This is a genomic window from Lentzea sp. NPDC058450, from assembly GCF_042721395.1.
Classification (GTDB): Bacteria; Actinomycetota; Actinomycetes; order Mycobacteriales; family Pseudonocardiaceae; genus Lentzea.
The window spans coordinates 48,914-62,856 of the sequence record NZ_JBHXLO010000042.1; the positions used below are offsets into that span (position 1 = coordinate 48,914).

Consider the following 13,943-nt stretch of genomic DNA (forward strand, 5'->3'; position numbering starts at 1 on the left):
GGCTCCTAGTCTCGTCGCTCCAGCAGTGGCCCGATCTCGGCGAGCACGTCGTCGAGCGGCCCCAGGTCACGTTGCGCGCGGCACAGGATGATCGCGCCCTCCACAGCGGACACGACAACAGTCGCCAACCGCTGCGCCCGCACAACAGCAAACCCGTTGGCGGCCAACGCCTCAGCGATCCCGTCCTGCCACCGAACAAAGATCTCCCGAACCACATCAGCGGCCTCGGGAACGATGTCACGACTGTCCATGGCCATAGCGGCCGCAGGACACCCGGCCCGATAGTCGGTCTTGGTCAACGACCGCTTCCAAAAGGCAACGAGCCGCTCCAGCATCACCCGAACATCACCCTCGGCCGCCGACTCGGCGACCACACCGCTGATGTAGTCCCCGGCCAGCCGCACGGCCCCGAGCACCATCTCGTTCCGACCGCCAGGAAAGTGGTGGTAAACGGACCCGCGCGGCGCCCCGCTGTGCGCCAGCACGGCATCGACCGTGACACCGGCAGCCCCGCGCTCGCGCAACAACAACACAGCGCTGTCCAACATCCGCTGCTTGGTGCTCCGCTTACCCGGCGCGCCCATCACACCTCCAGATTCAGGAGTATGGCAGACACCATAGTCCGAAGCCAGCGCCGAGGCACGAAGGGCTCTTTGGCCGTCTTCTCGATGGGGGAACAGCCAGTCGTCCTTGTCCGGATCGCAGAGGACCACGCCCAAACCGATCAACCTCGGGCGAAACTTGCCGAAGGTCCGGCCGTGAACGACATTCGTCAACTGGTCAACCGCCCGCAGAACCTCAGCCGAGAAGCTTGCGGATGACCTCGGTAGCGGTGTCGATGTCCGGCGGCGCCCCGGTGATGACGTCGGAGTAGCAGAACGACTCCGCAAGCCGCACCACCGCGTAAGCCAGCTTCACCACCGGAATCTCCGAAACCACGCCACCCCGCTCGACCCGGATGAGCTCGGCCAGCCCGCTCACGAGCCGGTGCTGCACCACCCCCTGCTGCGAGGTCAGCACCCGCAACGCGGTCTCCGGATCGCGTTCGAGCAGCACCCGCAACGCCGCCGACGAGACCGTGTCCCGCATCGCCCGGTCCAGCACCGAGATCACCCGAGCCATCCCGCGCTCCGAACTGACCCGCCACAGCCGAGCCCAGGCCCGGTGCGTGATGGCCCACAACACCTCGCCCAGCACCCGGTCGCGATCCCCGAACCGCCGGTACAACGTGGCGCGCCCGATCCCCGCCTCGACCGCGAGCTCGCCCATGTCGATGCGGCTCTCCCGCAGGAACTGCCGCACCGCGTGCGCGATGACCGGATCCACCTCGGGCTCCGTGGTCAGGTCCACCTCGGCCACAGCGTGAGACACCATGTGTAAAGTGTCTCACTGAGACATTAAGTCGGAATGTCTCAGACCACACCGAGGAGAACACATGCGACGGGTCCGCGGCATGCTGCCGTTCGCGCTGATAGGACTGGCGCTGCTGCTGGCCCCGGCCACCGCCACTCCCGCGGCCTGGAACCTGCTGGTCCAGATCGTGCTGTTCACCGCCGCGGCGGCCATCCCGGGCTACCTGACCCGCCACGTGTCGTACGTGGACGTGGCCTGGCCCTGGGGCCTGGTGGGCATCGGCGTGGTCACCCTGCTCACGACGGACGGCGCCACCGCGACGGCGATCGCGATCGCCTACCTGGCCATGGGCGGGCGGATGGGCCTGTGGAGCCTGGTCCTGACCGCGAAACACGGCTGGTGGAAACCCGGCGCCCCCAAGGTGGAACTCCCCCGCTACCAGTACCAGCGCCGCCGCTGGGAACGCCAGGGCTTCCACAACGAGACCTGGTCGGTCCAGTACGAGATCTGGCTGCAGGGCCTGGCGAACGCCACGGTGCTGGCCGTCCCCGCCTTCGTGGCAGCGGCAGACCCGGACCAACCGCTCTCCGCCTGGACCGTCCTGACCCTGCTCCTGTGGGCAGCCTCGTACGCCCTGGAGTCGTTGGCGGACCGCCAGAAGCAGCGCTTCGCCGCCCGCGGCACCCGAGACACCTGCAACGAGGGACTGTGGCGCTTCAGCAGGCACCCGAACTACTTCTTCCAGTGGATGCAGTGGAACGCCCTGGTCCTGCTGGCGCTCCCGTCGCTGGCACCGTTGTTCGAGAACACCCCGCTCCCGGTGTGGGTCGTGCTGGCGCTGGGCCTGTTCCTCGCCTCGTGGACGCTGTACGTCACGCTCACCAAGCACACCGGCGCGCGCCCGGCCGAGTACTACAGCCTGCGCAAACGCCCCGACTACGCCCGCTACCAGGCCACCACGAACATGTTCTTCCCCGGCCCGGTCAAGACTCCTCGCGACTGACGCAGGGCGCCGACGTCCGGGGATCGCGGACATGCGGAACTTCTTGCCGGCCAACGGCAGATCCCCGCCTGCTCACCGAACCAGCTGCCGTCGGCAAGTGAGCCGCTGTCAACAACCAGGGTGCAGAGCGACCTGCGGCGTGGTGGGCGTGGGTGTGTGAGGGAGTGGCTCTGCGTGCCGCAGCGGCGCGGCCTCCGACATCGACTGTTCAGCGTGGTGCGCAGGTGCATCACGGTCGGCGTCGGCACGTTTCTTCGCATAGGCCAGCGCGGCCGCCGCCTGCACGTAGACCTCATGCCACAGGTCGATGTCGGCTGCGTCCAGGCTGTCGGCATCGGTCCGCAGTGCCAGCGTCCGCAGCGACGGCGGTAGCCGCTGGCCCCGTCGCTGGAAGTGGACGAGCCCCGTGCGCACCACGCCACGGCAGAGCTTGGCATCGACCAGCTCATGCACCTCGAGAAGCCACTTCTCGGCCGAGTTCGCGCCGCTTGCCACAGGCGTCTGGTCCAGCGCGTACCCGAGCAGGTCCGACACCTGCCGGTCGTCCGCGCACAGCGTGACGAAGTCGGCCGTGACCTGGGGCGACACATCGGTCAGGCCGTCCAGGACCAGCCTCACCTCGGCGACCGGGACGGGCGCGGCCGCCAGGAACGCCAGGCTGTCCGGGCTCAGGGTTGCGGTGTCCCGGATCTCCGCGACGATCCGATCGGTCGGCACGCCGTAGATCCCTGAGGCCGGGTCGCGCGGAGACACCGAGCAGGTCAAGCCACGCTTCGTGCTCGTCGAACCGGCCGTGCAACAGCCGACCAGGCGCGATCACGTGGTCGCGCACGAACTCCACCATCTGCTCGTGCCGGTCCAGCCTCACGCGCAGCAACTCGGCGAGTTTCAGGTCCCATCCTGGACCCGCGACGCGGCCGGCGGGAACAGCGCTAGGTTCGCGCCCGGCGCGGCGCGCTGGTGCACGTCGAGCACGGTGTCGAACACCGCGTGCTCATGCGCCTCGTCCAGCCCACGCACCAACCGGGTGATCGCCTGGACCGGCGAGTCCGCGACCCACTCGGCCAGCAGAGCACGGCCTCGTCCGAAGGTCAGCCGATCGTCGCCCGCGTCGAGCAGCCGCGGCACGTCCGTCCGGTCGAAGTCCAGCTGCTGGACCGCGACCAGCTCGGACAACGCCTCCACGTCCGGCTGCGTCACGTAGGACGGCGGCAACTCATTCCCGTTCACGGCAAGGCCGACCAGCCAGTCCACGACTTCGTCGGCCTGCGGGTGCCGGACCGGCGGGTACGCACGGTCCGGCGCGCGCTCCATCCAGTGCTGCAACGCCGGGTTCGCACCTGGCAGCTCCTGAGGCCAGCGGCCCGTCACTATCGAGCGCGGGTCCCTCACGGGCCTGCGTACCAGGTACGTCGACCACACGTGCCGAGCAACGACGACCAAAGGCAGCACCGCCAGCAGCGCGCCGATCAGCGCGGCGACGTCCACTGCCGATCCGGGCAACACGATTCTGGAGTCACCCGAGAACAGCCCGCGCAGCCCCACCAAGACCGCGTGCGCGGACACCGGAGGCCGAGGCATGTGGGCGATCCCGACCACGTCCGGGTGCGCGAGCAGGCCGTCTGGGCGCACGCACGCGCTTGCTCGGCTCCACAGCAGGTGGGGCGGGAAGTCCGCGCTCACGAACAGGAACTGGCACGTCGCCGAACGCCCGAACGCGCCACCGCACCCCTGCACCGCGAAGCACCAGTGCGGCTCGCCTTCCACATCCACCAGCCGCAGGCTCCACATCGGGTGGTGGTGCCCGTCGTAGACCGTCTTCTCCGGCGGCGGGGGCACGTTGCCGCGCACCAGATTCTCTGCGGCGGAGACGAACGCGGGAGGCGGCGCCGGCCAGCGCTCATCGACGTACGGGATGAAGCCGCCGCCATTCTTCCGATCTCCGTACTCCACGAGCACGAACTCGTTCATGGCCGCAGCCTCCGCAGCACTCACATCGGCAATTGTGACAGCGCGCCGAGATCGGCGAAGCGCCTCTCACCCATGAGCCTGAAGGTCACCGCGTTGCGCGCGGTCGGCACCTCGGTCTGCTGCCGAGCCAGGTTGCCCAGCCGGGCGAACTCGCCTCCGCGTTGAGCAGGTCGCCCGCGGCGGCGAGCTCCGCTTCGGACAACACGACCTCGATCACGAAGTACACCATCCAGTCGAAGTGGGGGTTGACGGTCTGCTTGAGCGGCGTCGTGACCACCTCGACGGTCAGGCGGAGGGCGTGGCGGATCAGCACACCACGCGGACCGAAGTACACGCCGGCGCGCCCCGCCCGCCACATGAGCCCGGTCATGCCGCCGCTGAACGCCACCGCACCGGGCAGGGCCGCGAAGACCACGTAGCCCACGCGCAGCCCTCCCGGCACGATCTGCTTCCACTCCCCATGACCGCATGTCCGTTGCGCAGGAGTCACCGACAACCGTTTGGGAGCGTTCCCAGAACGACCGGGGCAGCTCACTCGCGCAACCGAGGACGAACCGGGCCTTCACCCACGCCCGCGCCGACCATGTTCACAACCCGGAACCTCTTCCAGAACTGGACAAACGCGGATCTCAGCCCACCCACGGTCGCTGCCATCACGATCGTTGATGACCTGCCCTGCGATGCGACTTGACATCGCGGACACGCGAATTCACACTCCCGAAACCTGGGAGCGCTCCCAGATTCGCCGCCGCTGGAGGAGTTCACGTGCGTCCCCACCGTTGGACCAGAGTGGTGGTCTGTGTCGTCGCGTCCGCCGCTGTCGCCTCCTGCGGCGCGGGCGGGGCGGCGAACCGGACCGCTGACGGCAGGACCGAGCTGACGGTCGCCACGTTCAACGAGTTCGGGTACGAGGAGCTGTTCGCGGAGTACGAGGCCGCTCATCCGGACGTCAAGATCACGCCGCGCAGGACGGGCCAGGGCGCGCCGCACCACCAGAACCTCTTCACCAAGCTCGGTGCGGGGTCTGGCCTCGCCGACGTCGAGGCGGTCGAGGAGGGCTATCTGAGTCAGGTCATGGCGAAGTCGGGTCAGTTCCACGACCTCCTCGCGATCGGGCCGAAGGACGTGACGCCGGACCGCTGGCTGAAGTGGAAGGCCGACGCGGCCACGACCAGGAGCGGTGAGCTGATCGGGTACGGGACCGACATCGGGCCGCTGGCCATGTGTTATCGCAAGGGACCTGTTCGCCGAGGCCGGTCTGCCGTCGGAACCCGAGGAGGTCCGGCAGCTCTTCGCCACGTGGGACGGCTACTTCGCGGCCGGTGACCGGTTCGTCGCGAAGGCGCGGGGTGTTGCCTGGTTCGACAGCGCGGCGCAGATCTTCAACGCCATGCACAACCAGCACGACGTCGGGTACTTCGACTCCTCCGACAACTTCGTCGTCGAGTCCAACCCCGACATCAGGGCCGACTGGACGGCCGTGACGAACGCGGTCGCAAGAGGACAGTCGGCCAAGCTGACCGCGTTCAGCACCGAGTGGAACACCGGGTTCAAGCTCGGCAGGTTCGCCACCAAGACGTGCCCGTCGTGGATGCTCGGCGTCATCGAGACGCAGGCCGGGCCGGAGAACGCCGGCAAGTGGGCCGTCACCGACGCCTTCCCGAACGGCGGCGGCAACTGGGGCGGTTCGTACCTCACGGTGCCGAAGCAGAGCAAGAACCCGCAGAAGGCCGCCGAGCTCGCCGCCTGGCTGACCGCGCCGGAACAGCAGATCAAGGCGTTCAAGGCGAAGGGGACATTTCCCAGCCAGGTCGACGCCCTGGAGAACCGGGCACTGCTGGAGCAGGTCAACCCGTACTTCGACAACGTGAAGGCGGGCGCCCTGTTCGCCGCGCAGGTGCAGAAGGTCAAGGCGGCGCAGCACAAGGGGCCCGCCGACGGGCAGATCCAGGAGAACGTGTTCGGCCCCGCGCTCCAGTCGGTCGAGCATGGCAAGAAGGCGGACGACGCCTGGAACACCGCGGTGAAGGAGGCGAAGAAAGTCGCCGGATGACGAGACCGGGATCGGCGCGCCCGTACGATGTCCCGGAACGCGCGTCAAGCAGCCGGCGCCGCAGACCTCGACTCCCGGACGAAGGGGCACCGCGGCATGGCCGGCCACGCAGATCCAGCACCGATGTCGTCGAACGGCGATCGCCCGGACGCTCTCACGCGCCTCGACGACACCACCGCCGCGCTCAACGCCCTGCACGAGGCGTTCACCGGGCAGGAGCCGCTGGACGAGGCGCTGCAGCGGCTGGCGGAGACCGCGGCCAGGGCGATCCCCGACGCGGACGCCGTGACCGTCTCCGTCGTGAACGACGACCAGCACCGCATGGCGGCGACCACGGACTCGACCATGGCCGGCATCGACGAGCGGCAGCACCGCGCCGGACGCGGACCGGGCCTGGAGTCCGCGACACTCCTCAAAGCCGTCAGAGCGGCGGTCGGCGAGCACCGCGAGCTGTGGCCCGAGTTCGAGACCGCGGCCGAGGAACGGGGCATCCGCGCCTACCTGTCGGTCCCGGTGGTGCTCGCCGCCACGGACGACGCCGGGGCCTGCCACATCGGATCGCTGAACGTCTACAGCTACACCGCCACGGCCTTCGACCCGTTCGACGAGGGCCTCCTGCGCCTGTTCACCACCGCCGCCTCCGCGGCGATCACCGGCGCCCAGCGCTGGCAGCACTCCCACCGGCAGGTCGAACAACTGGAGCGGGCGCTCAGCTCACGAGCGGTGATCGACCAGGCCGAGGGCGTGCTGATGGCCGTGCACGCCTGCACCGCCGACGAGGCCTTCGCCAAGCTGGTGCACAACTCGCAACGCGACAACGTCAAGCTCCGCATCGTCGCCGCCAACCTGCTCGCCTCCGTCACGCGGTCGTGACCGCGGGTCCGGAGCACGTCGAGTGCTCCGGACCCACGTCTGCCGCGTCCAGATCAGCCGATCTTGACGCCGAGCTTCGCGATCACGCCGGCCGTGACGTCCGGCTTCAGGTCGTCGACCAGGTCGACCGGGTTCTGCAGCTGGTGCAGGTCTCCCAGCGGCGGGAAGGTCTTCAGCTTCCCGGCGAGCTTCGCGACGTCCTTCGTGGACAACTCGATCGGCTTCGGGCTGATCGTCGGCTCGTTGATGGTGATCTTGAGGCCGACCGCCAGGTTGTGCGACAGGGTCGGGGGCACGCCGAGGTTCAGCTTCAGCTCACTCGCCGCGGCGACGTCGAACCCGCTCGGGCGGATCGTCACGTCGCCCTTGGGCAGCTTTCCGGCGAGGTTCAGGTCGAGCACGCGCAGTCTGACGGCCTTCAGCGGGTCGACGTCACCGGCGACGACGCGCAGGACCACGTCTCCGCTCAGGTCGACCTTCACCGCCTTCGCGCCGACCTTGAGCTCCACGCCCGGAGCCGAGAGCTTCAAGGTGACCACGGCACCCACGGCGGGGAGCGCCACCGCGTCCGGCGCCTGGGGCGCGGCCTGCGCGGGCGCCGCCGCGAGGCCCAGAAGTGCCGCGAGACAGGTGATGATCGAGATCCGGCTGGTACGCACTGCGAATCCTCCTCGTGTTCACACTGATGTCTTCGTTGCCACTTGCCGCTCCGAAATCGACTGTCCGATATGGACAGTCCATTTCCGACTCCAGAACGTCGTTCGCACCAGCTGGGGACCTGCCCTTTTTCCTACCAGCGGCCAGGTGCGTCCGCAGTCGAGTCGACGGAAACCACCTCTTGCGGTGGAGCAGACGGTCCCAAACGACACGCGGCGTGCCCTCCGCTCCCAGCCGGGCGACACCGGGCTGTCCAGCCGGAAGGATTAGGCCATCACAGAAAGTTGCCTGACGATTCCCGCAGATCTGGAATCAGCTTGAAGCGTCCACAAAAGCCTCCTTTGGATGCAAGCCGGTCCCGCTCTGCACCTTTGGACGGCATCGCCCGGGATCGATCTTTTGCCGCTCGTGCCGGGCTCGCGGGATTCCTACGGTCAGGCGGCATGACGAACCCGAGCTGGAACCCACCTCAGCCGCCGCCTGCCTCCGACGGGCGCGGCGTGCTGGGCGTGGTGCGGCGCCATCCTCTGCTGAGCTTCTTCCTCCTCGCGAACGCGTTGAGCTGGCTCGCGTGGCTGCCCTACGTCCTGTCCCAGGACGGCCTCGGGGTCTGGGACTACCAGTTCCCGCAGGTGCTCGGCACGGGTCAGCTCGCGGGCGTGCTGCCCGGCGCCTACCTCGGGCCCATCGGCTCGGCCTTCCTGGTCACCGCGATCGCTGACGGACGGGCGGGCCTGCGTCAGTGGGTGCGCCGGATGTGGCGCTGGCGCGCCGCCCCGCGGTGGTACGTGATCTCACTCCTGGGCGTGCCCGCCGTGATGCTCGTGTCCGGCATCGTCGCCACCGACGGCGACGTGCGCACGCCGTCCGCGGTCGTGCTCGCCGCCTACGTGCCCGGTCTGATCATGCAGATGGTCACGACCGGCCTCGCGGAGGAGCCCGGCTGGCGCGACTTCGCCCTGCCGCGCGTGCAGCGCAGGTTCGGTCCGCTGGTCGGGTCGATGATCCTCGGGCCGGTCTGGGCGGTCTGGCACTTCCCGCTGTTCCTGACGGAGTGGGGCGGCTGGCCGGACGCCGGGTGGACGCGCCCGGTCGCCTTCACGGTGTTCTGCGTCGCCTTCAACATCGTCATGACGTGGGTGTTCAACCGCACCGGCGAGAGCCTGCCGCTGGCGATGCTGGCCCACGTGAGCGTCAACAACTTCGCGTCGATCGTCTGGTCCGAGGTCTTCCCTACGATCGACGCGAACCACGCGATCGTGACGATGGCGGGAGGCGCGATCGCCTCCGCGGTCGTGATCCTGATCGCGACCAGGGGCCGGCTCGGCTACGAGGAACCGGTCGCCGTCGCTCCGACGGCCGGACCGGGCACCGCGACCACGCGGTTCTGATAGGCCCAGACGACGGCCTGGAGCCGGGACCGCACGCCGAGCTTGGGCAGCATCCGCGCCAGGTGCGACTTCACCGTGGCCACCTCCACGACGAGCGTCTTCGAGATCTCGTCGTTGGACATCCCCTGGGCGAGCAGGAGCAGGATCTCGTGTTCGCGAGGCGTCAGCAGGTCGCCGGCCCGCTCGGCGGTCACCGGGTGCAGGCGGCGGCGCTGGACGAACTCCCGCATGATCCGCCGGGTGAGCGTCTGGTCGATGGTCCCGCGCCCCGCCGCCACCTGGCGCACCGCGTGCACGATCGCGTCCGGCTCGGTGTCCTTCAGCAGGAAACCCGACACCCCCGCCTCCAACGCGCCGAAGAGGTACTCGTCGACGTCGAAGGTGGTCAGCACGAGCACCGGGATCGCCGGATCGGCGTCCGGGCCGCAGAGCTCGGCGGCCACCTCGATGCCGGACCGTCCCGGCATCCGGATGTCCAGGCACGCGACGTCGGGCACCAGTTCCCTGGCCAGCCTGAGGGCCTCGGTGCCGTCCGCGGCGACGCCCACCACCTCGACGTCGGCCTCCGCGCCCAGCAGCACCGACAGGCCGGCGCGGACCAGGTGCTGGTCGTCGGCGATGAGCACGCGGATCATCCGGACTCCTCCTGCACGGGTTTCGGCGCGGTCCTGACGGTGTCGCCCGCGGGGAGGGCCAGCCGCACCTCCCAGCCACCGTCGGCGGTAGCACCGTACTGGATCTCGGCTCCGACCAGCCGCGCCCGCTCGGCCATGCCGAGCAGTCCGAAGCCGCCGCCGGGTCCGGGATCCGGCGCACGGCCGGAGGAGTTGCGCACGACGACGGTGAGCAGATCGTCGTCGCGGGGCCCCAGTTCGACCACGCAGGACGCCCCGGGAGCGTGCACCGCGGCGTTGGCCAGGGCCTCCTGGACGACGCGGTACCCGACGAGTTGAGCGAGCGGCCCTACGCCCTCGGGTTCGGCGGAGACGACGAGGTCGATCCGCATCCCCGCGGCCCGCCTGGCCGCGACAAGTTCCGGCACGGCGGTCAGCGTTTCCACTGTCTCGTCAGCGTCCTCGCGCAGGAGTCCGACGAGCCGCCGCAGGTCGTTCAGGACTCCACTGCTCTGCTCCCTCACCTGGAGCGCAAGTCCTTTGGCGACACCAGGATCGGAGTCGATCTGCCGTGCGATCGTGCCCGCGATGAGGGCGATGCCGGACATGTGGTGCGCCGCGAGGTCGTGCAGCTCCCGGGACATCGCCACCCGCTGGCGTGCGAGCAGTTCCTGCTGACGGGCCTCCCGCGCTTCCCGTTGCGCCGCAACGGCTGTACCGGGCAACGCACCGAGCGCCACCACGACCAGTCCTTGCAGCACGGCACCCCCGAGCGCCACCGACGGTGCGGAGCTCAACCCGAACTCGTTGACGAACTGGGTGACCGTCACCAGCATCCCGGCGAGCACCAGCACCGGCCACCCGGGACGGAACGCGTTCGCGGAGACCACGAGGTAGATCGCGACCACCACGGCGAGCGCCGACAGACTGGCCGTCCCGTTCGGGAAAGCCAGCACCAGCACGAGCGGCAGGCCACCCACCGCGGTCAGGCCGGCCAACGGGAACCGCCGCACCGACATCAGGCAGGCCGCCTGGAGGACGAGCACCACGAACGTGCACCACCACACCAGGTCGCCCAGGCGCGGAAAGCCGACCGCGGCCGGATCGCCGGACACCGTGAGGGAGGCGGCGACCAGCAAGCCGACCGACACCACCCCGCACAGGGCCGCCAGCCGCACGCCCTCAAGCGACAGCAGTCTCACAGTCAGCCCCTCCAGCACCCACGCCGCGTCAGACGTCAGCACCGTAGCAACGCGAAGGGGAGCCTTCCCGGACTCGGTGTCCCGGAAGGCTCCCCGTGGGATGGGTCAGGCGAAGGCTATTCCTTGCACCTGCGGCCGTCGTTCACGCACTTCACGATCTTGGCCATGGTCTGCTCGGTGTTGACGTTGGCGAAGTCGTTGTGGTCGGAGAACGGGTTGTGCTCCTCCTCCGGGAACGCGTCCAGCTGGTATTGGCCCTTCTGCTGAATGTCGCGGGCGATGTTGTACAGGATGCTGATCCGCAGCTGCGGGATCGCCTTGAAGCCCTGCGGGCAGGCACCGGTCTGCTTGTCGGCGAACCGGACGTGGTCGCGGTGGTTCGCGCTGTCCGCGTTCTGACCGTCCCAGCAGCCCGCGAAGTCGTGCACTCGCATGACCTTGCTGCCGTTGGGGCAGATCACGTACTTGTCCGACAGGCGGTCCTCGAAGCCGCTGCAGGTCCACGTCGCGCGGGCGTTGGCCGGGCCGCGGCTGGTGGGCTTGGCGTCACCGGTGACCATCTTGAGGAACTGCGGCATGCCGGTGACCTTGCTGGTCGCGTTGCCGCGGTACTCGAGCTTCACCTCGGCCGGGCGGACGATCTTGCCGTTGTTGCCGACCAGTTCGAGGTTCTTGCCGGTGGGAGCGGCCAGCGGCGGCGCCGGCGGAGCAGTGGTGGTGTTGGCCGGAGGCGCGGTGGTCGTCGCACCACCGTTGTTGCCGCCGTTGTTGTTCCCACCGTTGTTGTTGCCGCCGTTGTTGTTGTTACCGCCGTTGTTGTTGCCGTTGCCGTTGTTCTCGTTGCCGCCGTTGTTGTTCTCGCCGTTGTTGCCCTCGTTCTCGTTGAGCCCGCACTTGGCGAGCTTCCCGAGGTCCTTCGGCTTCTCGGCGTTGCGGCCGATCGCGATCGCGATCCGGTCGAGCGTCGCGGCCCGCTTGTCCTTCAACGGGTTGAGGATCGCGTTGTCGATGAAGTTCGCGCCGCCCTGCCCCTTGGACTTCACCAGGCGCGCGTTGGCTTCCGCGATCTGCTTGTCGAGCTGGTTGAGGTTGTCGTCCACCTCGTCCAGAGCCTGGTCCGGCACGCCGGGAAGGGCTTCCCGCGCGGACGGGCACTTGATGGTCGGCGTCGCGGCGTCCTGAAGGTTTTCCTTCGGGTCGTTGTTCTGCTCGGCCTGCTGGAGGATGCCTTCGGCGGCGAACTTCTTCGGCTTCGACGTCGAGTGTCCACTGTGGCCACCGCCGCCACCGTGGTTGCCCCAGCGCAGGTCGCAGTCGGCCAGCGACTTCAGGTTCGGCTTGCGGCCCTGGCGGGCCAGGGTGTTCGCCATGTTCTCCAGGGTGGCGGCGCGCTTGGCTCGCAACGGACCCAGGACGGTGTTGTTCACGAAGTTCGGGTCTGCGGGGTTCTGGGCCTTGGCCACGCGGTCGTTGGCCTCGCGGAGCTGCTGGGCGAGCTGCTGGAGGTTGCGGATGATCTGGTCGAGCAGGCGCTGCGACACGGCGGGCAGCCTGGTCGCGACACCGGGACAGGCGACCTCGCCCGGTCCCATGTCCTTGATCTTGTCCGGGTTCGAGCCGATGTTCTGGGGGTTGGCGGCGGTGTTGATGCGCACGACCGGCCAGAAGTACGACGACTGGTCACCGTTGCGGCAGCTCGTCTCCGCGTCGAGCAGGCTCTCGTCGGTCGACTCGGCGCTGATCCCCTGGTTGCCCACGAAGTCGTGCACGTGCTGGGCACCGTGCTTCAGACCTGGCTGGGCCACAGGGTTGTCGGCGCTGAACTTGCCTTCTTCGTTGGTGCCGCAGTCGACTCTGAACACGCCGCTGGCGCCGTTCTTGCCGACCTTGGGCTCGACGACGTTCTTGGCCACCTTCTCGATGGCGACGAACGCGCTGAGCGGCGCAGGCTCGCCGTTCTTGGCGGCGAAAGCGTACGTCGCGGTGCCCGCAGCGACCACGGCCACCGCAGACAACGATGCGATCAGGCGAAACTTCCGTCTGTCCGTCACGCGGTGCGTCATACGGACTCCTCGTTCAAGCGGCGCATGACCGGGAGTACGTACGTGAGGCTGCATCGGCTCAATCAAATTGTTACCGGGATTCTGGAACCTGCCCCCGCACCGTCTGAACAGGAGGTTCGCTCAGGGAGCGATCACCCTGTGCACGCTCTCACGCAACAACTCCCGCCGCTGGTCATGCACCTCGCCGGGCTCGCCGGCGGTCGCGGCGTAGACGTTGCTGACGGGTGACCACGCCATCGACATCGCAATAATCATTGCCATCAAATGGAATGGGTCGCCCGCCCGGACCAGACCGGCGGCCTGCGCGTCGGCGATGGCGCTCAGCTTGGTCGCGTCCATCCGGTCGGCGTCGGCGACGAGGTGCCCCGCGGGACGGCGTTCGAGACGGGTCCAGGTGGCGAGCCGGATGAGGTCGGGGCGGCGCAGGTACTCGTCGTAGAGCCGGACGGCCCAGTCCGCGAGGTCCGTCGCGTCGATCGGGACGACCGTCATGATCCGTTCCAGCGACGCGAAGAAGATCTCGTCGAACAGGCCTTCCTTGCTGCCGAAGTACGCGTAGAGCTGAGCCTTGTTGGTGCGGGCCGTCTCGACGACGCGTTCGATTCGCGCACCGGCGATCCCGTGGCGGGCGAACTCGTCGGTCGCCGCCTCGATGATGCGGTCCCAGGTGGCGGCGCCACGCGCGGTCAGGGGCTTCTCGGCCATGCGCGCGACCCTAGCAACAGAACAGTCGGTTTGCTTTGCCGCCCGAACGGGGTACCGT

At 68.7% G+C, this 13,943-nt stretch carries 13 protein-coding genes and 1 pseudogene; 4 read left to right on the forward strand and 10 right to left on the reverse strand.

Going from position 1 to position 13,943, the window contains the following annotated elements; genetic code table 11:
- Window positions 1–5: 5 nt before the first annotated feature.
- Window positions 6–776 (reverse strand): TetR/AcrR family transcriptional regulator, encoded by a 771-nt coding sequence (locus tag ACFWNN_RS40855; protein ID WP_382445350.1) that lies wholly within the window; start codon window positions 774–776, stop codon window positions 6–8.
- A 22-nt stretch (window positions 777–798) separates the two neighbouring features.
- A complete protein-coding gene (locus ACFWNN_RS40860) occupies window positions 799–1,374 on the reverse strand; it encodes a QsdR family transcriptional regulator (protein WP_382445351.1) in 576 nt (191 codons plus the stop codon).
- Between the two features lie 61 nt (window positions 1,375–1,435).
- On the opposite strand from ACFWNN_RS40860, the gene ACFWNN_RS40865 reads away from it, so the two are divergent.
- Complete coding sequence (locus tag ACFWNN_RS40865; protein WP_382445352.1) at window positions 1,436–2,356, forward strand: DUF1295 domain-containing protein; 921 nt, start codon at window positions 1,436–1,438, stop codon at window positions 2,354–2,356.
- A gap of 108 nt (window positions 2,357–2,464) precedes the next feature.
- Here the strand turns inward: ACFWNN_RS40865 and ACFWNN_RS40870 are convergent, their stop codons facing one another.
- The 3 genes from ACFWNN_RS40870 to ACFWNN_RS40880 form a co-directional block, all read right to left on the reverse strand.
- Entirely contained in the window at window positions 2,465–3,073 is a 609-nt protein-coding gene (locus ACFWNN_RS40870) for a hypothetical protein (protein ID WP_382445353.1), read from the reverse strand.
- Window positions 3,074–3,244: 171 nt separating this feature from the next.
- Complete coding sequence (locus ACFWNN_RS40875) at window positions 3,245–4,327, reverse strand: hypothetical protein (RefSeq protein WP_382445354.1); 1,083 nt, start codon at window positions 4,325–4,327, stop codon at window positions 3,245–3,247.
- 85 nt (window positions 4,328–4,412) lie between these two features.
- Entirely contained in the window at window positions 4,413–4,769 is a 357-nt protein-coding gene (locus ACFWNN_RS40880; protein WP_382445355.1) for a hypothetical protein, read from the reverse strand.
- Between the two features lie 350 nt (window positions 4,770–5,119).
- Between ACFWNN_RS40880 and ACFWNN_RS40885 the strand changes: the two are divergent.
- Together ACFWNN_RS40885 and ACFWNN_RS40890 are read left to right on the forward strand one after the other, a co-directional pair.
- Window positions 5,120–6,380: pseudogene (locus tag ACFWNN_RS40885) on the forward strand (extracellular solute-binding protein).
- A 96-nt stretch (window positions 6,381–6,476) separates the two neighbouring features.
- Window positions 6,477–7,253, forward strand: a complete 777-nt coding sequence (locus ACFWNN_RS40890; RefSeq protein WP_382445356.1) for an ANTAR domain-containing protein — start codon at window positions 6,477–6,479, stop codon at window positions 7,251–7,253.
- A gap of 53 nt (window positions 7,254–7,306) precedes the next feature.
- Here the strand turns inward: ACFWNN_RS40890 and ACFWNN_RS40895 are convergent, their stop codons facing one another.
- On the reverse strand, window positions 7,307–7,912 hold the full coding sequence (locus ACFWNN_RS40895; protein WP_382445357.1) for a hypothetical protein: 606 nt from the start codon (window positions 7,910–7,912) through the stop codon (window positions 7,307–7,309).
- Window positions 7,913–8,353: 441 nt separating this feature from the next.
- On the opposite strand from ACFWNN_RS40895, the gene ACFWNN_RS40900 reads away from it, so the two are divergent.
- Window positions 8,354–9,301: a type II CAAX prenyl endopeptidase Rce1 family protein gene (locus ACFWNN_RS40900; RefSeq protein ID WP_382445358.1), complete on the forward strand. Its 948-nt coding sequence runs from the start codon at window positions 8,354–8,356 to the stop codon at window positions 9,299–9,301.
- Here ACFWNN_RS40900 and ACFWNN_RS40905 read toward each other — a convergent pair.
- The 4 genes from ACFWNN_RS40905 to ACFWNN_RS40920 form a co-directional block, all read right to left on the reverse strand.
- Window positions 9,238–9,936 carry a response regulator gene (locus tag ACFWNN_RS40905; protein WP_382445359.1) on the reverse strand — a complete coding sequence of 233 codons (699 nt, stop codon included), beginning with the start codon at window positions 9,934–9,936 and terminating at the stop codon, window positions 9,238–9,240. The two genes, ACFWNN_RS40900 and ACFWNN_RS40905, sit on opposite strands and share 64 nt — an antisense overlap.
- Window positions 9,933–11,159 carry a sensor histidine kinase gene (locus ACFWNN_RS40910; protein ID WP_382445360.1) on the reverse strand — a complete coding sequence of 409 codons (1,227 nt, stop codon included), beginning with the start codon at window positions 11,157–11,159 and terminating at the stop codon, window positions 9,933–9,935. Before ACFWNN_RS40910 ends, ACFWNN_RS40905 begins: the two co-directional genes overlap by 4 nt.
- Before the next feature lie 74 nt (window positions 11,160–11,233).
- Window positions 11,234–13,123 carry a DUF1996 domain-containing protein gene (locus tag ACFWNN_RS40915; protein WP_382445361.1) on the reverse strand — a complete coding sequence of 630 codons (1,890 nt, stop codon included), beginning with the start codon at window positions 13,121–13,123 and terminating at the stop codon, window positions 11,234–11,236.
- 177 nt (window positions 13,124–13,300) lie between these two features.
- Window positions 13,301–13,885 (reverse strand): TetR family transcriptional regulator, encoded by a 585-nt coding sequence (locus ACFWNN_RS40920; RefSeq protein WP_382445362.1) that lies wholly within the window; start codon window positions 13,883–13,885, stop codon window positions 13,301–13,303.
- Window positions 13,886–13,943: the final 58 nt, after the last annotated feature.